We start from the raw sequence: 19,447 nt of genomic DNA, 5'->3' as shown, positions 1-19,447 counted from the left end.
GGCTATTGTTTTCAGACGCCCAGCGCGGAGCGTCCGGCGGAGACACGGGTGGCATCGTCTTGCGGGGTATGGACGCGGCCACACAGCACGTCACGGTAATGCCGCTCCAGCGGATTGGTGCGCGACAGGCCGTGATTGCTGGTCAGCGACAAGGCATCCTCCACCACTGCCGCGGCGTTATTGGTCACCGTCAGCTTGATGATGTTAGACTCGATCGCGGACAGCGGGAAGCCGTTATCGAAATCGGCGGCGAAGCTGTCGATCAGGCGAGCATTGACCGCAAGGCGGGCCTCGATCGCGCCGACGACCTCCTGCATCCGCGGCAGGGTCGCGAGCGGCGCGCCGAGATTGGCGGGCACCCGCTGCTTCAGGAATTCGACCAGCCAGTCGCGGGCCGCGCGGGCGATGCCGTCGTAGATCGCGGCGACGAAGATCGCATGCACGGTCGCCTGGGTCACGTCAGGAACCTTCCAGTCGTCGGGCCTGCGGACGTCGATCTCGTAATCCAGCGGAAACACCACGTCGTCGAAGATCACGGTGTGGCTGCCGCTGGCGCGCAGGCCAAGGTGGTCCCAGCTCTCCTCGATCCGCGTTCCCGGCAACCCGGCCGGAACCAGAAACAAGCCGACACGGGTCTCCGGCTCATCGGTCTTTGCCCAGACCGAATACCATTTCAGGATCGGCGCGCCGGTCGAATAGATCTTCTTGCCGGTCAGCCGCCAGCCGGTCTCGGTGCGGCGCGCCGTGGTCGCCGGCAGGCCGCCGCGCGCGGGCGAGCCGAGTTCGGGCTCGACGCGGAGCGCGTTGATCAGCGCCACGCCCTCGACCGTTTCCCTGGCGAGCTTGCGCGACAGCCGGCCCGGCCAGCGCGTGCTGTGCGCCATCACCAGATGCTGGATGTAATGCATCGACAGCACCAGCGCGGTCGACGGATCGGCCTTGCCGATGATGCCGAGCACGCGCGTGGCGTCGCGGGCACCTGCTCCGCCGCCGCCGAGCGCGGCCGGCACGGTCAGCGCCAGCAGGCCTTCGCGCGAGAGATCGGCGAAATTCTCGAACGGAAAGCTGGCGTCGCGGTCGTGCGCCGGTGCACGCGCTGCAAACACGGCGGCGAGCCGCAACACGCGCGCGATGTGCTCGGGCTCGTCCGCCGGATGCAGCTCCCTCGCCGCAGATGTCACCATGTCGCCTCCAGTCCGAGCAGGCCGAGGATCTGCTTGCGCAGCTCGGCCAGATAAGGATCGCCGCGATGCCGCGGGTACGGCCGGGCGACGGCGATGTCCGCCTTGATCCGCGCCGGTCGATCGGAGAGTACGATGACGCGGTTGGCGAGCACCAGCGCCTCCTCGACGTCATGGGTGACCAACAGCGTGGTGAAGCCTTTGCGCTGCCAGAGCGCGACGAGTTCTGACTGCATGGCGATCCGCGTCAGCGAATCGAGCTTGCCGAGCGGCTCATCGAGCACCAGGATCTTCGGATCGTTGACCAGCGCGCGCGCCAGCGCCACGCGCTGCGCCATGCCGCCGGACAGCTGGTGCGGATAAGCGTTGCGGAACGAGGACAGGCCGACCAGCTCGATGACGTCATCGACGCGGTGACGCTGCGCCTTCAGGATGCCCTGCGCTTCGAGGCCAAGCGCGACATTGTCCCACACCGTGCGCCACGGAAACAGCGTCGGATCCTGGAACACGACAACCCGCGACGGATGCGGGCCGGCGATGCGGACTTCATCCTCGCGCAGCGTGCCTGCGCGCGGCTTCTCCAGCCCCGCGACCAGCCGAAGCAAGGTCGACTTGCCGCAGCCGGACGGGCCGAGCAGCGCGACGAACTCGCCCGGCGCGATCGCGAGGTTGACATTGTCGAGCACCGGCAGCGTGGCGCCATCGATATCGAAGGCGTGGCTGACGCCTTCGATATCGAGCTCGGCGCCGACCGCCGGATAGGTGATCGCCTCAGCTGCGGACTGCGCTACCATTTGACGACGCCCTTCTGCCAGACCAGCAGGCGGTCGCGGGTGCGGAACAAGAGCGTGATCGCGCCGGAGCAAAGCAGCGACATCACGATCAGCGCCGCATACATGTTGGCGTAGGCCGCCCAGCCCTGCGCCCATTGCAGGTACCAGCCGAGCCCGGCCTTGACGCCGATCATCTCGGCGACGACGAGCACGGCGAAGGACGAGCCGAGCCCCATGAACAGGCCGACGAACACATGCGGCAGCGCGGCAGGGATCGCGACCTTCAGCACCAGGAATGACGGTTTTGCGCCGAGCGTGCGCGCGACGTCGTAATAGGCGCTGCTGACGCTCGCGACGCCCGACCAGGTCAGGACCGTCACCGGAAAGCCGGTGGCAAGCGCGATCAGGAAGGTCGAGGCGCTCCAGCTCGACGGAAAGGTGAAGAAAGCGATCGGCAGCCAGGCCGTGGCCGGCAGCGGGCCGATGAAGCGTAGCACCGGATGCACCCAGTAACCGATCTTCTGCGACCAGCCGATCGAGACACCGGTGATAAAGCCGACGGTTGCGCCGATGATGTAGCCGCCGAGCTGCAGCTTGATCGAGGCGAACACGCTATCGAGCAGTTTCGGCAGATCGTCGGTATAGACCTCGAGGATCGACTGCGGCGGCGGGAAGAACGGCAGCGGCAGCCAGGCGAACTTTGCGGTGGCCACCTCCCACAACGTCACGAAGGCGCCGAACGCCACCAGCCATGGCGCGCGCTTGCGCAGCGCCTGCCCGGCGCCGCCGAGATAATCCGCGCTGAATGTGCCGAACAGGATGAACGCGGCGATGACGATCGCGCCGATGCCGAGCGATCCGGTCCGCGACCAGTCGCCGACATCGGGCCAATAGAGGCATGAGAGGCCGAATGCGAGCCAGACGAGGCTCGCCGCAAGGCCGACACCGTAACTGCCGGAGAGGTTCGAGAACGTGACCGCCGCACGCGGCGCGGCCGCGGCCGTCGCGTCAGACACTGAATACGTCGACATAGATCCGCTCCGCGAATTTGGCCGTGTCGGTGCTCTGCTTGAACACCTGCACCGTCTTGAGGTCGTCGGCGTAGCCCTTCAGCTCGCGCTTGAGCACCTCGCCGGTCGGATGATGGTGATGGGTGTGGTAGCGCGCCATTGCCTCGAGATCGGCGAGGCTCGCCGCCTTCGGCGCATAGGGCTGGAACGACTTCGCCGCCTTGTCCGGGTTCTGCGAGGTGAACATCGCGGCGTCGAGCAGCGCCTGGGTGATGGCGCGCGCGACTTGAGGCTCCTCGCGCACCAGGCTGCCGCGCAGGCCGACGATGCAGCAGCTCTTGTCGCGATATTCGCCGTCGAGGTTGGAGGCGACCTCCTTGTACTGCGCATCCTTCAGCCAGAGATAGGCCAGCGGGTCCGACGACAGGAAGGCCTGCACCTCGCCCTTCTCGACCGCGACGTTCAGGAGATTGCCGGGATAGGCGCGCCAGTCGACGTCCTTGATCGGGTCGATGCCGAGCTTGGCCAGCTGGATTGAGAAGAAATTCTTGTCGGGACCTGCGAGATCGCCGACCGCGACGATCTTGCCCTTGAGATCGGCGAGCTTGTCGACCCCGGAATTGGTGCGGGTCAGGACGCGCATGCAGCCGCCATGGGTGCCGGCGGCGATCTTGACGTCAAAGCCCTGCTCCAGCGGCTTCAGCCAGCGCAGCGCCATGCCGAGACCGGCGTCGCTCTTGCCGGTGGCGATCGCCTCCAGCAGCTGGTCGGTCGAGCCCGAATAGTTGACCAGCTCGACGTCGAGATTCTGCTTCTGGAAGAAGCCGTGGTCGATCGCGACCGGCAGCGGCGCAAGGCAGACCGCGCCGGCGTTCCAGGACAGCTTCAGCTTGCGCGGCGCGCCGGTCAAAGCCGGTGCATCGGATGCGGTCTTGCAGACCGGGAATTCCGAGAAGTCGATCGCCGGCGTGATCGCCCGTGGCGCGAAGGCCTGCGCACTATACGCCCCGATCGGCGCGGCAAAGGCCGCGGCGGCGCCCGCACGCAGCAATGTGCGGCGATCCATCACCGTCTTCTTGTTATCCGTCGACATCTTCACTCCTGCATTTCGGCAAGGCTCCGCCCCGCGCGCAAAACGTCTCCGTTTGAACGCCCCGTCGTTCGAAGCACATGGTTCAGAAAAAAGCGGATTTCTCCGGCGCGATTGCACTCAAAGCAACATGCAAATGATGCGGCGCGACAAGATCATCGTCAATGAAATGGAATTTCGAATGTTGTCGGCGCCACAGCTGAACTCTCCACGATCGCATCGCGCGGCGATGAAAGGATTTTCACGATCGTCCCAGACGGAGATGCGGCGCGATCACCCGTGACTGCATCAAATCTAGGCGTTTTGCGGCCGCATGCGCGATGTCTTCTACGCGCGGCCTGCTTGACGAGATCATCCTTGCCGCGCAGCCGGCGAATTCAGATTTCCGTTTCGTTGACGGCGAACGGCTTGCTCATAGACTTGATCGAACGCTGCCGCGCGTTCCGCGGCGCAGCGAATGAATCAGGAAGAAAATTCATATGCGCAAACTGACCCGCTCGGGCCCTGCCTATTCTCTCACCCGCCGCACGGCGGCAGCGCTGATCACGGCCGTGATCACGCTGTCGACATCGGCTGCGGCGCTCGCGGCCGACGCGATCGTGCTGCGCGTCGGCGACCAGAAGGGCGGCAACCGCTCGCTGCTGGAGATTTCCGGCCTCGCCAAGGATCTGCCCTACACGATCGAGTGGTCGGAATTCCCAGCCGCGGCCCCGATCCTGGAGGCGATCAACGCGGGCGCGCTCGACGTCGGCTACACCGGCGATCTGTCCTTCCTCACCGTCTATGCGTCGGGCGCGCCGATCAAGGCGATCGGCGGCACGCGCTCCGATGCGCGGACGCAGGCGATCCTGGTGCGCGGGGATTCACCGATCAAGACGGCGGCCGATTTGAAGGGCAAGCGCCTCGCCGGCACCCGCGGCGGCTGGGGCCAATTCCTGATCAACGCGACGCTGGAGAAGGCCGGCAGCAGGATCGAGGACGCGACCTTCGCCCCGCTCGGCCCGGTCGACGCCAAGATCGCGCTGCTCGCCGGCTCGATCGACGCCTGGGCGGTGTGGGAGCCGTACATCTCCTACGCCACGCTGAAGGACAAGGTGCGCGTCGTCGCCGACGGCGAAGGGCTGACGCCGACCATCACCTTCATCGTCGCCTCGGACAACGCAATCGCCACCAAGCGCGCGGCAGTGCAGGACCTGGTGCAGCGGCTCAACAAGGCGCGGCTGTGGTCGCTCGACCATCTCGCCGAGTATGCCAGGAACACGGCCGAGCTCACAAAACTGCCGGAGGACGTGCTGCTCGCCGCCTACACCGCGCAGAAGACGAGCCCGATCGCGATCGACGAGGCCGTGGTGAAGGAGGTGCAGGCCGCCTCCGATCGCGCCACCCGCTACGGCATCCTCGGCAAGACGCTGGATGTCGGCAAGGCTGTCGACCGCAGCTTCACGGCGAGCGCGAGCTTGAACTAGCGGCGCGCGTGAACCGGGCACGCTCTTTCCTCACCTCCCCTTGCAAAGGGGAGGTCGGATTGCACAGCAATCCGGGTGGGGATCCTGCCTCCGCAGACGCCGGCGTCCGTGGAGAGCAACCCCCACCCCGCCCTCCCCCTTTCAGGGGGAGGGAGACAGACGGCGGTGCTCGCCTGACGACAAATAAGCCGCGCACCACCATGGAGATCTCCGATGTCCGGTCCGCTCCATCTCGCACTGATTGTCACAGCACACCTGCTCTGCATGACCTTGTTGGTCGCGCTGTCGGTTTGATAGCGTCCTCTCCGGGCCAGCCCCAGGGAGAACAACAATGAACCTATCAATGAAGGACCGCGTCGCGGTGGTTACCGGCGGCAGCAAGGGCATCGGGATCGCGGTGGCGCGGCGGTTTGCCGAATCCGGCGCCAGGGTCGCGATCCTCGCCCGCCGGCGCGGCCGACCTCGCTGCGGCGCGCGAAGCGCTCGCCAGGGACGGCCTTGTGGTACGCGATTATGTCTGCGACGTCGCGAAGGCTTCCGACATCAGCAAGGCTCACGACCAGATCGTTGCCGATCTCGGCAAGATCGACGTTCTCGTCAACAACGCCGGCACGGCGCGCACGCTGGCGTTCGAGAGCATCAGCGACGAGGCCTGGCAGGAGGACCTCGACCTGAAGCTGTTCGCCGCGATCCGCTTCAGCCGGCTGGTGTGGCCGGGCATGAAGCAGCGCAAATGGGGCCGCATCATCAATGTGCTCAACACCTTTGCGAAAGCGCCGGCCGGCAATTCCGCGCCGACCTCGGTGTCGCGTGCGGCCGGCATGGCGCTGACCAAGGTCATGGCCAATGAAGGCGGCGAGCACAACATCCTGGTGAACGCGCTGCTGGTCGGCCTGATCATGAGCGATCAATGGGTCAAGCGGCATGCTGCCCAGGCGCCGAACACGGATTTCGGGGAATTCGCCAAGGGCCTTGCCAAGGGCACCCCGCTCGGCCGCATCGGCACGGCGGAGGAGTTCGCCAACCTCGCCTGCTTCTTGGCCTCGGAGCAAGGCTCCTACATCACCGGCACCGCCATCAATGTCGATGGTGGCCGGTCGCCGGTAGTCTAGAGCCCCGGTCCCGGTTCAACCCGGTCCGGAGCTCCAGATTCTGCTTTGGCGCGTTTTCTTCACGCGAACCGGTGTCCACTCGCTGGAAAACGCGGGCTGGCAACCAACGGCAGGAAGCGACGGCTCAAAAGCAAAAGGCCTCCGTCACCGGAGGCCTTTCATCTTAAACCGCGTCCTTGGCGGCCTTGACCGGCCGTGCGCGGACGATCTTCCGGGCCGGCTTGGCCTTGAACATCATCTCTTCGCCGGTGAAGGGGTTGGTGCCCTTGCGCGCCTTGGTCGCAGGCTTCTTGACCACAACGAACTTCGCGAAGCCGGGGACGAGGAACACCCCGGCCTTCTTCAGCTCCTTGTGGCCGACATCAACAAGCGAGTCCAAAACGTTCTTGACGTCGCGCTTGGAGAGTTCGGTGGTGGTCGCGATCTTCTCGATCACTTGCGACTTCGACAGTTGGGTAGCCATGGTTGCTCCATTGATTCTGGAGTGGGCACGATATGGCGGAAAACGCCGAGAAAAACAGTGTTTTCTGCACTCCCCACCACAATATCGCTGTGGACAGCCTCCGAATCAGGGTTTTTTCCAGTGTTTTTTCAAGTCAAGGCGCTTCCGACCCCTAAAATTACAGGGTTTGCGCGGCTTCGGCGCTCCCGAAACGTCCCTTCGAGAGAATCACCAGGCGCATCCCGCGCGGCCCAAGTGCGACAATGCCGCGCGCAATCCGGGTTGCGAAGCGCTGCGGCGGGCCACTTCAGGTTTTGGAAACGATCCTCCAAAAGGCCGAGGCATTAGAAAATGACTCGGGTTCCCAATCCAAGGTAACATCCGCGAAGCGTGGCCAGGACCGATCGGCTGGCCGCCGGATGCAAGCCTTTATGTAAGTACCGGAGACCCGCGTATGGATTTGAGCCGCCTCGAGATCAACCGCCGCACGGCCCTTCTGACCTCGGCCGCGATTGCGGCCAACGTCATCAATCCGATGCGGGCATTCGCGCAGGAAACCCCGCGCAAGGGCGGCGTGTTCAACGTCCATTACGGCGCCGAGCAGCGCCAGCTCAACCCCAGCATCCAGGCCTCGACCGGCGTCTACATCATCGGCGGCAAGATCCAGGAGAACCTGGTCGACCTCGACGCCAACGGCCAGCCGGTCGGCGTGCTCGCCGAGAGCTGGGAGGCGACGCCGGACGGCAAGACCGTCACCTTCAAGCTGCGCAAGGGCATCACCTGGCACGACGGCAAGCCGTTCACCTCTGAGGACGTCGCCTTCACCGCGATGAACATGTGGAAGAAGATCCTCAACTACGGATCGACGCTGCAGCTGTTCCTCACATCGGTCGATACGCCCGATCCGCAGACCGCGATCTTCCGCTACGAGCGGCCGATGCCGCTGAACCTGCTGCTCCGCGCCCTGCCCGACCTCGGCTATGTCTCCGCCAAGCATCTCTATGAGAGCGGCGACATCAGGCAGAACCCGACCAATCTGGCGCCAGTCGGCACCGGCCCGTTCAAATTCGTCAAATACGAGCGCGGGCAATACATCATCGCCGACCGCAACCCGGATTACTGGCGGCCGAACGCGCCCTATCTCGACCGCATCGTCTGGAAGGTGATCACCGACCGCGCCGCCGCGGCCGCCCAGATGGAGGCCGGCGAGCTGCACTACAGCCCGTTCTCGGGCCTGACGATTTCGGACATGGCGCGGCTCGGCAAGGACAAGCGCTTCATCGTCCAGACCAAGGGCAACGAGGGCAACGCCCGCACCAACACCATCGAGTTCAACTTCCGCCGCAAGGAGCTTTCCGACATCCGGGTCCGCCGCGCCATCGCGCACGCGATCAACGTGCCGTTCTTCATCGAGAATTTCTTGGGCGATTTCGCCAAGCTCGGCACCGGCCCGATCCCGTCGACCTCGACCGACTTCTATCCCGGGCCGAACACGCCGCAATATCCTTATGACAAGGCCAAGGCGATCGCGCTGCTCGACGAGGCCGGTTTCAAGCCCTCCGGTGGCAACCGCTTCTCGCTGAGGCTCCTGCCGGCGCCGTGGGGCGAGGACATCTCGCTGTGGTCGACCTTCATCCAGCAGTCGCTGGGCGAAGTCGGCATCCAGGTCGACATCGTGCGCAACGACGGCGGCGGCTTCCTCAAGCAGGTCTATGACGAGCACGCCTTCGATCTCGCGACCGGCTGGCACCAGTACCGCAACGACCCCGCGGTCTCGACCACGGTGTGGTACCGCTCCGGCCAGCCCAAGGGCGCGCCGTGGACCAACCAGTGGGGCTGGGAGGACAAGACCGTCGACAAGACCATCGACGATGCCGCCACCGAGGTCGATCCGGCCAAGCGCAAGGCGCTCTATGCCGATTTCGTCAAGGAGGTGAACACCGAGCTGCCGGTCTGGATGCCGATCGAGCAGATCTTCGTCACCGTGATCACGGCCAAGGCGCGCAACCACTCCAACACGCCGCGCTGGGGCTCGACGAGCTGGCACGATCTTTGGCTGAGCGCATGAGGCCACATCTGCGCTAGGCGTGGCGCCCTCTTCTCCCTCGCCCCGCTCTTGCGGGGAGAGGGTCGGGGTGAGGGGCTCGCTCCACGATATTGCTCCATCGATAGACCTGTACCCCCTCACCCGGATCGCATCTGGCGATGCGATCCGACCTCTCCCCGCAAGCGGGGCGAGGTAAGAAGGGGCCGGTGCCCACCCCGAACCGGTGTCCACATCGTTCGAAAACGCTATAGATAAAATATGCGTATCCTGAGCCTTGCGGGGCGGCGCCTCGCCGCCTCGATCCCGACCCTGTTCCTGATCCTGATCGGCGTGTTCCTGCTGCTGCAGCTCGCGCCGGGCGACACCGTCGATGCGCTGATGGCGCAGATGGGCGGCGGCGACGCCGCGACCGCCGAGGCGCTGCGCAAATTCTACGGGCTGAACCTCTCGGTTCCGGCGCAGCTCGGGAACTATCTGTGGCACCTGGTCCGGCTCGACCTCGGCTTCTCCTCGATCTACGGCAAGCCGGTGGCGACCGTGATCCTGGAACGGCTGCCGCCGACCATCCTATTGATGACGGCGTCGCTGTCATTCGCGTTCTTCTTTGGCCTCGTGTTCGGCGTGATCGCCGCGCGCGGCGTCAACCGCTGGCCGGACACGATGATCTCCACGCTCGGCCTGATCTTCTACGCCACGCCCTCGTTCTGGTTCGGGCTGATGGCGATCGTGGTGTTTTCGGTCTATCTGCAGTGGCTGCCGCCGGGCGGCTTCGAGGACATCGGCAACGTCCAGACCGGAATCTGGCGCGTGCTGGATATCGCCGCCCATCTGGTGCTGCCGACGCTGACGCTCGGGCTGATCTTCCTCGCGATCTATTTGCGCATCATGCGCGCCTCGATGCTGGAGGTCTTGAACCTCGATTTCGTCCGCACCGCCCGCGCCAAGGGGCTGGATGAGACCCATGTCATCACCCGCCATGTGCTGCGCAACGCGCTGCTGCCGATGGTGACGCTGATCGGATTGCAGGCCGGCACCATGCTCGGCGGCTCGGTCGTGGTGGAGAGCGTGTTCTCGCTGCCCGGCCTCGGCCGTCTCGCTTATGAGTCGGTGGTGCAGCGCGACCTCAACACCCTGCTCGGCATCGTCTTCGTGTCCGCGCTGCTCGTCATATCCGTGAACTTCGTCGTCGACCTGCTCTACGCGCGGCTCGATCCGCGCATCGCGGCGGAGGGCTGACGATGGATGCCGTGAAGCGCTACTTCCGCAGCCCGGCCGCGGTGATCGGCCTGATCCTGCTGCTGCTTGTCATCGCGATGGCAAGCAGCGCGGGTCTCCTCTATCCGCGCGATCCGCTCGCTCTCGCGGGCCGGCCGCTGATCTGGCCGTTCTCCAATCCGCGCTTCCTGCTCGGCACCGACAATTCCGGCCGCGACATCGCCGCCCAGATCTTCTACGGCGCGCGGATCTCGCTGCTGATCGGCGGCGTCGCCACCGTGATCGCGATCCTGATCGGCATCCTGGTCGGCGCCTTCGCCGGCTATTACGGCGGCTGGGTCGACAATGTCTTGATGCGGATCACCGAGGCATTCCAGACGCTGCCGAACTTCGTGCTGCTGCTGGTGCTGGTCGCGGTGTTCGGCTCGACCCTGACCACGGTGACCATTGCAGTTGGCGTGGTGTCGTGGCCGGCGCCGGCACGGCTGACCCGCGCCGAATTCCTGTCGCTGCGCAACCGCGAATTCGTTCAGGCCGGCAAGACGCTCGGCATGAAGGACGTCCAGCTCATTCTCGGCGAGATCTTGCCCAACGCGCTGCCGCCCGTCATCGTCTATGCCAGCGTGGTGATGGCGGTCGCGATCCTGCTGGAAAGCGCGCTCGCGTTCCTGCGTCTGTCCGATCCCAACGTCGCCTCCTGGGGCAATCTGATCGGGCTCGGCCGCGATGTGCTCCGGGTGCAGTGGTACGTCTCGGCGATCCCCGGCATTGCGATCCTCGTCACCGTGCTCGCGGTGTCGCTGGTCGGCCAGGGCCTCAACGACGCGCTCAATCCGAGGCTGAAGAGCCGATGAGCGAGAGCGTCCTTTCCCTCGACGCCCTGACGGTGCGCCTGCCCAAGGGCGCCGACCGCCCGCATGCGTTGTCCGACGTCTCATTGTCGATCGCCTCCAACGAGATCCTCTGCGTGGTCGGCGAGTCCGGCTCCGGCAAATCGATGATGGCGAACGCCATCATGCGGCTGCTGCCGAACGAGGTGACGATCGAACGGGGCCGGATGATGTTCGACGGCCGCGACCTCTGCGCCGCCGATAGCGCAGAGATGCGCGATGTGCGCGGCGCCGGGATCGCGATGATCTTCCAGGAGCCGATGACCGCGCTCAACCCGCTGCGCACCATCGGCGACCAGATCGGCGAGATGTTTGCGATCCACACCGCTCTCTCGAAGTCCGAGATCAATGCGCGGGTGCTGGCGCTGCTCGAGGACGTCCGCATCCCCGACCCGAAGGCTGCCGCAAAAGCCTATCCGCACGAGCTCTCTGGCGGCCAGCGCCAGCGCGCGATGATCGCGATGGCGCTCGCGCTCGACCCCAAGCTGCTGATCGCGGACGAGCCGACCACCGCGCTCGATGTCACGACGCAGGCGCAGATCCTGAAGCTGATCCGCGATTTGCAGCAGCGCAAGAAGACCGCGGTGCTGTTCATCACGCATGATTTCGGCGTGGTCGCCGAGATCGCCGACCGCGTCGTGGTGATGCAGCATGGCGCGATCGTCGAGCAAGGCACGGCCGATGAGGTGCTGAACGATCCGCAGCATGCCTACACGAAGCAGCTGATCGCAGCCGTTCCGCCGCTGAAGGCACCGCCGCCGCGCATCCTTTCCGGCAAGGATATCCTGACCATCGACGGCGTCTCCAAGACCTACCGCACCGGCGGCTTCCTCGGCCGCGGCGCGCGGATCACGGAAGCCGTCAGGAACGTCTCGCTGCACCTGCCGCGCGGCGCGACACTCGGCATCGTCGGCGAATCCGGTTCGGGCAAATCGACGCTCGCGCGCTGCATCGTGCGGCTGATCGATCCGGATGCCGGTTCGATCGTGCTCGACGGCAAGGACTGGGCAAAGCTCGGCCGCGACGATATCAGGCGCGAGACCCTCCACATCCAGATGGTGTTCCAGGATCCGTTCGCCTCGCTCAATCCGCGCCGCAAGGCGGCCGAGCTGGTGGCGCAGGGACCGATCGTGCACGGCACCGACCGCGCCACCGCGATTGCGGAAGCGCGAAAGCTGTTCGAGCTGGTCGGGCTCGATCCCTCCGCCGGCGATCGCTACCCGCACGAATTCTCCGGCGGCCAGCGCCAGCGCATCGGGCTCGCCCGCGCGCTGGCGCTGAGGCCGGATGTGCTGGTGGCCGACGAGCCGGTCTCGGCGCTCGACGTCTCGGTGCAGGCGCAGGTCTTGAAGCTGCTCGCCGGGCTGCGCCAGCAGCTTGGCCTCTCCATCATCTTCATCACCCACGATCTGCGCGTCGCCGCCCAGATCTGCGATCTCGTCGCCGTCATGAAGGACGGCGCCGTGGTCGAGCAAGGGCTGACCGCCGAGGTGTTCGGCAAGCCGCAGCACCCCTATACGCAGGACCTGCTGTCAGCGATCCCCGGCGGCGCGTTCGCGCGCGAGCACGGCACCGCAACCGTGTAGCCGGGTACGCTCGGCCCTACTCCGCCGCTTGTGGCTTGGGCTCCTCGCGCAGCCGGAAGCGCTTCAGCAATCCGGATACCGTGTCGCGGAAGCCGCCATATTCCAGCTCTGAATAGGGCAGCATCGCAGCGCCGGACCAGCCCTGGCTGCGCATCTCGATCGCCTTGCGCTGCGCGCGCTGGCGGACCTCGTCCCACGCAAGGTTGTCAAAGAAATCGGTATAGGACTCCGAGAACTTCCCGTCCCGGTCGATCGAGAAGCCGACGCAGGACACGATCGGCAGGCAGTACATCCCCGTCACCGGGGTGTTGAGCGGCACCGGCATGAGCGGCATCACATGCGAGCCGCGCGCATCACCGCCCACGAAGTGCGCCTTGGCGAAGGGCGAGATGATTTCTTCGGGCGCCGCGAAAATGCCCTGGTTCCTGACGACCGCGACCGGATCATCCTTGCCGGTGTACTTGCCTGCGATGGAGTGAAGGCGCTGCGCCGAAACGGTGACGGCGACCTCGCCATAGGTTTTCGACACGATCCGATCAATGCCGAAGCGCTCGTTGTCGCGAAGCAGCGCCGCAATGTGATAGCCGTCCGCGGGCGCATCGAGTTCGATCACGCTGTCGCCGGCCGTGTTGTCCATATCGATGATATGGAAACGGAAGCCCTTGATCATCGGGGGCAGCATCAGCCCGGCGCAATACATGGGATCGGCAAAAGCCAGATAGAGCGGCAGGTTGTAGGCGCCGGGGCCGCACTTGTCTGCGGCGAACACCATGAAGGACTCCGCGGGTCTCGCGCCCGAGAGGCTGTGGTCGAAGCTGAGCTCGGCGACAGCCGGGCCCGCGCCGCGAACGTTTCCGGACGGGGCGTCGACGAGAAGATCCTGGCCGGCGCCGTAGAGCCCGGAGGTCTTCGCGACCGCAGTGGCCGCGAGAAACGTCTTCCAGGCGAATTGGTGGACTTCGGAGCTCCCTTCGCCCCGCGTGTGCGTCATGATGATCGCAATATCGTCGCCGGTATGGCGCACGAAACCGTCGATCAGGAGACCGTTTTCGATCGCTTTCGCGACCTCCCCTTCGACAGCCGCCATCATGCGCGCAGATGGTTTCGTGTGGCCCCCGACGGAGCCAATGTCAGCCTTGATGACCGAAATGGTGAGTTTCATGGGCATCCCTCCGACCGCAGCGCAGCGCCTTCGCCTCGGCGCTCGCTGCGCCGGGGGCGACGGCGCGCTCATTTGCAAAAAAGAACGTCGTGTGGTGCGACAGGTTCCCTGCGCATATTGCTTGCGGAACTATGGCCCCTCCGTCACCGCGTGTCGATACGGGCTATCGACGCATCTGGAATAACTCGTCATGCCCGATGGGGTTACCACCCGCCCTATGAAGCGCGGTTGAGAAAGATCGGCAGGCCCCGCTTGTTGGAATAGAGAGGACGGTAGCGCTCGGTGTTGTACGCGCTTGCGACGTCCAATTTGCGTGGCCCGAGCTTGGCGTCGGGGATCGGCACGAGGTCGTAGCGGCCCTCGACCAGCGCCGACATGAGGCCGGTTTTGCCTTCCAGGATCGCATCGTAAGCCATGTTGCCGAACGTCAGCGCCACAAGCTTGTCGATGAAGTCCGGATCGCCTGACCGCAGGTCGTAGGTGAGGTCAGAGACGATGGTCTCCTCGCCGGTGCGCCGCTTGATCTCGTCCGCGAACGCTTCGGCCACGCTCGCCTTCCTGCGGTGACCGTAGGCGTCAGGCTCGCCGAATTCCTGCACCTTGTAGCCCTCCCACTCGGCGCCCTCGCTGAGCACGATCAACGCGTAGTTGCTTGGGTTGCCGTGCTTGTCATCGAGGAGAAGCTGGATCAGCTTGTCGAGATTGACCTTGTACTCCGGTATGGCGCATCGGATCGAGGTTGCGTATGCGGTATAGAGCGCCGTAAAGCCGGCATCGCGACCAAAGACGCGGAAGATGCCGATTCGCTCGTGCGAGCCGACGGTGGTGCGCTGGCGCTGGATGGCATCGCTGGCACGGGTGATCGCGGTCGAAAAGCCGATGCAGTATTCGGTGTTGCGAACGTCGTTGTCCATCGTCTTCGGGATGGCAATGATCTTGACGCCTCGCCTGTTGAGCTTGTCCGCGTAGCTGAGAGTATCGTCGCCGCCGATGGCGATCAGATGTTCGATACCGAGCCCCGCGAGGTTCGCGAGCACCTCGTTGGTGAGGTCCCACGTCGTGGTTGCGATGCCACCCTTGGTGCTCTGGGAAACCGGAAAGTCGCGGCCCGCGAGATGATCGGGCAACTTCTTCATTTTGGAGGGATTGGTGCGGCTCGAGTGCAGCACGGTGCCGCCGCGCCGGTCGATGACGCGCGTATTTTCGCGGTTCAGCGGGATGATGTAATGGGACTTGCTCGACGGGTCGTCGAGGTTCAGGTGCGTGAGGGCCTCCCAGCCCCGGCGGAGACCGACAACCTCGATGTCGTCCTCACTGCCGCGATAAGTCACGCTCTTGATCACCGCGTTAAGGCCGGGGACGTCACCGCCTCCCGTGAGAATACCAATGCGCTTCCTCGCCATGCCCACCTCCCAGGGTTGCTATCTGGCAATAACGCCTGCGTCGCGTCGGGGTTTCCACAACGCTATCCGCCAACGGCGGAATCCTCGTGATCGCGGCACCCACCCGAACCTGCTTGGGCCCCAATCTTCCAGCGACGTCCTCTGACCAGTCCCCAACTCGGGCGGCTTGCCCCTCCATGCCCTTTATCTCGCGTGCGTGGCGCGACGTTGCTCCGCGCTTACCGCGAACGGCGCGAGGCGAGGAAGTACTCGGCCCAGCGCAGCAACTCGAAGCGATCGCCCTTGACCAGCTCCTGTGCATCGCGGCGCCGGTAGAGCACCAGCATCCAGGGCGCCAGCTTGCGGAGCAATCCATGCGCCATGTACTGCACCGGCTCGGAGAACGGCAGCGCCAGCTCGCTTTCCGGGACGCCTTGCACCGCGCGTGCCAATTCGCGGCCGAGCGGGATCGTCAACGCGACCGCGCGGCCATTGCAGCCGGTCCAGCCATAGGCGTTCGGTCCCAACCGGTGCATGCGCGGCAGGAAATCCGCGGTCATCCCGACATAGCCGTTCCAGACATAGTCGAACGAGACGTCGCCGATCTGCGGCCACAAACGCTGCAACCGCTCGGTCACCCGCGCCTTCAGCCGCCCGGTCTTGTCGCCCGGACCGAGCACGGCGCCGCCGGTGACGAGGCGGTTGCGGGCGTCGTAGCGCGCGAAATAGAGTTCGCCATGGGTGTCCGACATCGCCTGCCGGGCGGGGATGATGGTCTTGCGGACATTGTCCGACAGCGGCAGCGTCGCCATCTGCCACGACAGCACCGGCATCACCTCGGTCGCGATCTCCGGCACCAGCGATTTCGCGAACTCGCCGCTATAGGCATTGGTCGCGACCACCAGCGCGCGGCCGGAGATTTCACCCTTTTCCGTCTTCACCACCCAGCGATCGCCGCGGCGCTCGAAACTGAGTGCCGGCGAGCGGGCATAGATCCGCGCACCGAGGCCGAGCACGGTGCGCGCAAGGCCCCGCGCCAGCGCCAGCGGATTGACGTGGCCGCCGGTCCTGTTCCAGAAGCCGCCGTACCACGCATCCGAGCCAAGCATGTCCTTGGTCTGATCGCGCGACAGCAATTCGACCGGCGCGCCGAATTTCGACCATTGCTGCACCCGCCGTTCCGCGATCTTGATACGGCCCGGCGAATGCACCGGCTGCACCCAGCCAGCCTGCTCCTGCTCGGCCGCGATGTTGTAGCGCCTGACGACGTCGAACAGATCAGCGGCGCTGTCGCGCAGCATCGCGACGAAGCGCTCGCCGGCCGCGCCGTACCTCGCGATGATGTCGTCGGGATCGGGACGCGACAGCGTCGGGATCACCTGGCCGTTGTTGCGCCCCGAGGCGCCCCAACCCGGTTCGGCGGCCTCGACGATCGCGACGTCGACATTGGCCTCGCGCAGATGCAGTGCGGTCGATAGACCCGTGAAGCCGCCGCCGATGATGACGACGTCGGCCTGCTGCGCGCCAGTCAGTTCGGGACAATCGGGGCCGGAGGGCGTCACTGCTGCCCAGAGCGAATTGGGCCAGCGCACGGCATTGCTGTTCATCATGATCCTTTCTTGCGGGCGCCCGGTCATTCTGGTTAGCTAACTCTACTCTCCTATTCCAGCCGGGAAGACAACAAGTGGCACTCAAGAACGTCATCGGAATCGATCACGCCGTGGTCATGGTGAAGGACCTCGACAAGGCCGCCGAGAACTACAAGCGGCTCGGCTTCACCGTGTCGCCGCGCGGCACCCATAGCGCGCATATGGGATCGGGCAATTACACCATCATGTTCGACCCCGATTATATGGAATTGCTCGGCGTGCTGACCCCGACCGAACACAACGCTCCGGCGCGCGCCTTCCTCGAGAAGCGCGGCGAGGGCATCGAACGCATCGCGTTCACCGCGGTGGATTCCGCTGCTGGCGCCGAGGAGATTCGCGCGCGCGGCTATGCGCCGATCGGGCCGACCGATTTCGAACGCCCGGTGACCTTGCCTGATGGCACGGTCTCCGCGGCGAAATTCCGCACCTTCCAGTGGCCGACCGCGGAGGCGCCCGGCGGCGTCCGCATTTTCGCCTGCCAGCACAAGACCCGCGAGACGGTGTGGATTCCCGAATTGATGACGCACGCCAATGGGGCAAAACGCCTCAAGCAGGTGCTGATCGTCTCGCCCGATCCCGCAGCCGATGCCGCGCATCTCTCCAGGATGATCGACGTCGCCGTCAGGAACGACGCCGACGGTGCGGTTGCGGTGCCGTCCGGCGGCAACCGCGCCGACTTCGTGTTCCTGACCAGGGATCAGCTCGGCAAACGTTATCCCGGCGTATCGCTGGATGGCCTGCCCGACCGCGGCGGCGCCGGCCTCGTGATCGCGGCCGACCTTGCCGCGACCGAGAAAGCGCTGGGCTCAGCCGGCGTGAAGAGCGGCAATAGCATCACCGTGCCGCCGGCTTCCGGCAACGGCACCCTGCTCGCTTTCGTCAAGGCATAGCTGCCATACCATGCGCGGCGCAGCGTTATGCAACGGCGCCGCGCATGTGGGACTAGGCACAGAAAGTTGAGGCGCTAGTATCTCTCCCAAACAAGAACCGTCCAGGGAGAGAAACATGTCGCATCACCTGATCTCGCGCCGGCAGATGCTGGCCGGCACCGCGGCCGCCGGCGCGGTTGGACTGACCGGATTTCCGGCCCGCGCCGACGTCAACTGGAAGAAATATTCCGGCACCACGCTCGAGGTGATTCTCGCCAAGGGGCCGCGCGGCGACAATCTGCAAAAATACATCAAGGAATTTACCGAGCTCACCGGCATCAAGGTCGAGTCGGAGCAGATCCCCGAGCAGCAGCAGCGCCAGAAATGCGTGATCGAGCTGTCCTCGGGCAAGCCGAGCTTCGACGTCGTGCACCTGAGCTATCACGTGCAGAAGCGGCAGTTCGAGAAGGCCGGCTGGCTCGCCGACATGTCGGGCTTTCTGAAGGATCCGAGCATGACGCCGCCGGACCTCGTCGAGAGCGATTTCTCGGCGGCCGGGCTGCAATATGCCCGCAACGACAAGGGTCAGATGCTGTCGCTGCCATGGTCGGTCGACTATTTCATCCTCTACTACAACAAGGAGTTGTTCCAGAAGAAGGGCGTCGAGGTCCCGAAGACGCTCGAGGAGATGGCAATCGCGGCCGAGAAGCTGACCGATCCGAAGGAAGGCATCTACGGCTTCGTCGGCCGCGGCCTGCGCAACGCCAACATGGCGATGTGGACCAACTTCTATCTCAACTATGGCGGCGAATTCCTCGATGCCAAGGGCAACATCCTGACCGACGGCCCCGAAGCGATAGAGGCCACCAAGCTCTATCAGCGGCTGCTGACGAAATGCGCGCCTCCCGGCGTCGCCGGCTTCAACTGGATGGAGTCGATGGCGTCCTTCACGCAAGGCAGGTCCGCGATGTGGATCGACGCCGACGGCTGGGCGCCGCCGCTGGAAGATCCCGCCGCCTCGCGCGTCGTCGGCAAGGTCGGCTACACGCTGGTACCCGCCGGTCCCAAGGGCAAGTTCTCCTCGACCTATGGCGACGGCGTCGGCATCGCCGCGGCGAGCAAGAACAAGGAAGCCGCCTATCTGCTCTGCCAATGGGTGGTCTCGCGCGGACAGGGCGCGCGCCTGCTGCAGGCCGGCGGCGGCGTGCCGTTCCGCAACTCCATCGTCGACGATGCCGAAGTCGCCAAGGGCGTGAAGACCAAGGAATGGCTGCAGTCGGTGGTTGACTCCGCCAAGATCTCCAAGCTCGGCCTGCCCGTCATCATCCCGGTCGCCGAATTCCGCGACATCGTCGGCGCGGCGCTGACCGCGACGCTGTCCGGCGCCGATCCCGCCACCGAGCTGAAAAAGGCGCACGAGCAATTCCGCCCCATCCTGGAGCGTAGCGAAAAAGCGTGAGCGTGGTGACTCAGACTGAGCCGGCGGCGGCCGGCAAAGCGTTTTCAAGCGAAGTGGGTACCGGTTCGCGTGAAGAAAACGCGTCAAAGCAAGAGTCCAGAGCCGCAGGCTCTG

At 65.2% G+C, this 19,447-nt stretch carries 16 protein-coding genes and 1 pseudogene; 9 read left to right on the top strand and 8 right to left on the bottom strand.

Annotation, left to right across the window (positions count from 1 at the left end; genetic code table 11):
* Positions 1 to 11: 11 nt before the first annotated feature.
* Genes ACVIHF_RS05895 through ACVIHF_RS05880 form a run of 4 tightly spaced genes read right to left on the bottom strand, consistent with a single transcriptional unit; the run spans position 12 to position 4,057 of the window.
* The gene (locus ACVIHF_RS05895; protein ID WP_253603009.1) at positions 12 to 1,184 is read right to left on the bottom strand and encodes an acyl-CoA dehydrogenase family protein; all 1,173 of its coding nucleotides are present in this window, start codon (positions 1,182 to 1,184) and stop codon (positions 12 to 14) included.
* A complete protein-coding gene (locus ACVIHF_RS05890; RefSeq protein ID WP_229193070.1) occupies positions 1,178 to 1,975 on the bottom strand; it encodes an ABC transporter ATP-binding protein in 798 nt (265 codons plus the stop codon). The genes ACVIHF_RS05895 and ACVIHF_RS05890 overlap by 7 nt, the downstream gene beginning before the upstream one ends.
* The gene (locus tag ACVIHF_RS05885; RefSeq protein ID WP_141340949.1) at positions 1,969 to 2,985 is read right to left on the bottom strand and encodes an ABC transporter permease; all 1,017 of its coding nucleotides are present in this window, start codon (positions 2,983 to 2,985) and stop codon (positions 1,969 to 1,971) included. Before ACVIHF_RS05885 ends, ACVIHF_RS05890 begins: the two co-directional genes overlap by 7 nt.
* Positions 2,963 to 4,057, bottom strand: coding sequence for an ABC transporter substrate-binding protein (locus ACVIHF_RS05880; RefSeq protein WP_253587503.1), 1,095 nt, complete (start codon positions 4,055 to 4,057; stop codon positions 2,963 to 2,965). Before ACVIHF_RS05880 ends, ACVIHF_RS05885 begins: the two co-directional genes overlap by 23 nt.
* 476 nt (positions 4,058 to 4,533) lie before the next feature.
* Between ACVIHF_RS05880 and ACVIHF_RS05875 the strand changes: the two genes are divergently transcribed.
* From ACVIHF_RS05875 to ACVIHF_RS05865, 3 genes and pseudogenes are all read left to right on the top strand, one after another.
* On the top strand, positions 4,534 to 5,520 hold the full coding sequence (locus ACVIHF_RS05875) for an ABC transporter substrate-binding protein (RefSeq protein WP_456791860.1): 987 nt from the start codon (positions 4,534 to 4,536) through the stop codon (positions 5,518 to 5,520).
* 331 nt (positions 5,521 to 5,851) lie between these two features.
* Positions 5,852 to 5,932, top strand: a pseudogene (locus tag ACVIHF_RS05870) (SDR family NAD(P)-dependent oxidoreductase); the annotation flags it as partial.
* Positions 5,931 to 6,632, top strand: coding sequence for an SDR family oxidoreductase (locus tag ACVIHF_RS05865; RefSeq protein WP_456791859.1), 702 nt, complete (start codon positions 5,931 to 5,933; stop codon positions 6,630 to 6,632). The pseudogene ACVIHF_RS05870 and the gene ACVIHF_RS05865, both read left to right, overlap by 2 nt.
* A 163-nt stretch (positions 6,633 to 6,795) precedes the next feature.
* Here ACVIHF_RS05865 and ACVIHF_RS05860 read toward each other — a convergent pair whose 3' ends face one another.
* Entirely contained in the window at positions 6,796 to 7,095 is a 300-nt protein-coding gene (locus ACVIHF_RS05860; protein ID WP_021077434.1) for an HU family DNA-binding protein, read from the bottom strand.
* 433 nt (positions 7,096 to 7,528) lie between these two features.
* Here ACVIHF_RS05860 and ACVIHF_RS05855 point away from each other — a divergent pair, with 433 nt between their 5' ends.
* The 4 genes from ACVIHF_RS05855 to ACVIHF_RS05840 all read left to right on the top strand — a co-directional run bounded on the left by ACVIHF_RS05855 (position 7,529) and on the right by ACVIHF_RS05840 (position 12,812).
* Entirely contained in the window at positions 7,529 to 9,142 is a 1,614-nt protein-coding gene (locus ACVIHF_RS05855) for an ABC transporter substrate-binding protein (RefSeq protein ID WP_253603013.1), read from the top strand.
* Positions 9,143 to 9,379: 237 nt separating this feature from the next.
* Complete coding sequence (locus ACVIHF_RS05850; protein WP_038383993.1) at positions 9,380 to 10,357, top strand: ABC transporter permease; 978 nt, start codon at positions 9,380 to 9,382, stop codon at positions 10,355 to 10,357.
* Positions 10,358 to 10,359: 2 nt separating this feature from the next.
* Complete coding sequence (locus tag ACVIHF_RS05845; RefSeq protein ID WP_253603015.1) at positions 10,360 to 11,190, top strand: ABC transporter permease; 831 nt, start codon at positions 10,360 to 10,362, stop codon at positions 11,188 to 11,190.
* On the top strand, positions 11,187 to 12,812 hold the full coding sequence (locus ACVIHF_RS05840) for an ABC transporter ATP-binding protein (RefSeq protein WP_456791858.1): 1,626 nt from the start codon (positions 11,187 to 11,189) through the stop codon (positions 12,810 to 12,812). Before ACVIHF_RS05845 ends, ACVIHF_RS05840 begins: the two co-directional genes overlap by 4 nt.
* Positions 12,813 to 12,828: 16 nt before the next feature.
* On the opposite strand, the gene ACVIHF_RS05835 is transcribed toward ACVIHF_RS05840, so the two are convergent.
* The 3 genes from ACVIHF_RS05835 to ACVIHF_RS05825 all read right to left on the bottom strand — a co-directional run bounded on the left by ACVIHF_RS05835 (position 12,829) and on the right by ACVIHF_RS05825 (position 16,963).
* Complete coding sequence (locus ACVIHF_RS05835; RefSeq protein WP_456791857.1) at positions 12,829 to 14,046, bottom strand: fructose 1,6-bisphosphatase; 1,218 nt, start codon at positions 14,044 to 14,046, stop codon at positions 12,829 to 12,831.
* Positions 14,047 to 14,189: 143 nt separating this feature from the next.
* Positions 14,190 to 15,377, bottom strand: coding sequence for a 6-phosphofructokinase (locus tag ACVIHF_RS05830; protein ID WP_283090066.1), 1,188 nt, complete (start codon positions 15,375 to 15,377; stop codon positions 14,190 to 14,192).
* A 218-nt stretch (positions 15,378 to 15,595) separates the two neighbouring features.
* Positions 15,596 to 16,963 carry an NAD(P)/FAD-dependent oxidoreductase gene (locus ACVIHF_RS05825; protein ID WP_456794075.1) on the bottom strand — a complete coding sequence of 456 codons (1,368 nt, stop codon included), beginning with the start codon at positions 16,961 to 16,963 and terminating at the stop codon, positions 15,596 to 15,598.
* Positions 16,964 to 17,040: 77 nt separating this feature from the next.
* On the opposite strand from ACVIHF_RS05825, the gene ACVIHF_RS05820 reads away from it, so the two are divergent.
* Both ACVIHF_RS05820 and ACVIHF_RS05815 read left to right on the top strand, forming a co-directional pair.
* A complete protein-coding gene (locus ACVIHF_RS05820; protein WP_456791856.1) occupies positions 17,041 to 17,895 on the top strand; it encodes a VOC family protein in 855 nt (284 codons plus the stop codon).
* Between the two features lie 115 nt (positions 17,896 to 18,010).
* Positions 18,011 to 19,333, top strand: coding sequence for an ABC transporter substrate-binding protein (locus ACVIHF_RS05815; RefSeq protein WP_092082514.1), 1,323 nt, complete (start codon positions 18,011 to 18,013; stop codon positions 19,331 to 19,333).
* The last annotated feature ends 114 nt before the right edge of the window (positions 19,334 to 19,447 follow it).

Source organism: Bradyrhizobium sp. USDA 4506 (assembly GCF_054058795.1).
The sequence above is the reverse complement of the archived record's forward strand: the minus strand, read 5'-3'. Positions and strand labels throughout refer to the sequence as shown.

Coding starts and splice junctions, on each gene's coding strand:
- ACVIHF_RS05845 (WP_253603015.1), top strand. CDS start 10,360: ATGGATGCCGTGAAGCGCTACTTCCGCAGCCCGGCCGCGGTGATCGGC.
- ACVIHF_RS05880 (WP_253587503.1), bottom strand. CDS start 4,057: ATGTCGACGGATAACAAGAAGACGGTGATGGATCGCCGCACATTGCTG.
- ACVIHF_RS05860 (WP_021077434.1), bottom strand. CDS start 7,095: ATGGCTACCCAACTGTCGAAGTCGCAAGTGATCGAGAAGATCGCGACC.
- ACVIHF_RS05830 (WP_283090066.1), bottom strand. CDS start 15,377: ATGGCGAGGAAGCGCATTGGTATTCTCACGGGAGGCGGTGACGTCCCC.
- ACVIHF_RS05835 (WP_456791857.1), bottom strand. CDS start 14,046: ATGAGCGCGCCGTCGCCCCCGGCGCAGCGAGCGCCGAGGCGAAGGCGC.
- ACVIHF_RS05825 (WP_456794075.1), bottom strand. CDS start 16,963: ATGAACAGCAATGCCGTGCGCTGGCCCAATTCGCTCTGGGCAGCAGTG.
- ACVIHF_RS05850 (WP_038383993.1), top strand. CDS start 9,380: ATGCGTATCCTGAGCCTTGCGGGGCGGCGCCTCGCCGCCTCGATCCCG.
- ACVIHF_RS05890 (WP_229193070.1), bottom strand. CDS start 1,975: ATGGTAGCGCAGTCCGCAGCTGAGGCGATCACCTATCCGGCGGTCGGC.
- ACVIHF_RS05840 (WP_456791858.1), top strand. CDS start 11,187: ATGAGCGAGAGCGTCCTTTCCCTCGACGCCCTGACGGTGCGCCTGCCC.
- ACVIHF_RS05815 (WP_092082514.1), top strand. CDS start 18,011: ATGTCGCATCACCTGATCTCGCGCCGGCAGATGCTGGCCGGCACCGCG.
- ACVIHF_RS05885 (WP_141340949.1), bottom strand. CDS start 2,985: ATGTCGACGTATTCAGTGTCTGACGCGACGGCCGCGGCCGCGCCGCGT.
- ACVIHF_RS05855 (WP_253603013.1), top strand. CDS start 7,529: ATGGATTTGAGCCGCCTCGAGATCAACCGCCGCACGGCCCTTCTGACC.
- ACVIHF_RS05895 (WP_253603009.1), bottom strand. CDS start 1,184: ATGGTGACATCTGCGGCGAGGGAGCTGCATCCGGCGGACGAGCCCGAG.
- ACVIHF_RS05875 (WP_456791860.1), top strand. CDS start 4,534: ATGCGCAAACTGACCCGCTCGGGCCCTGCCTATTCTCTCACCCGCCGC.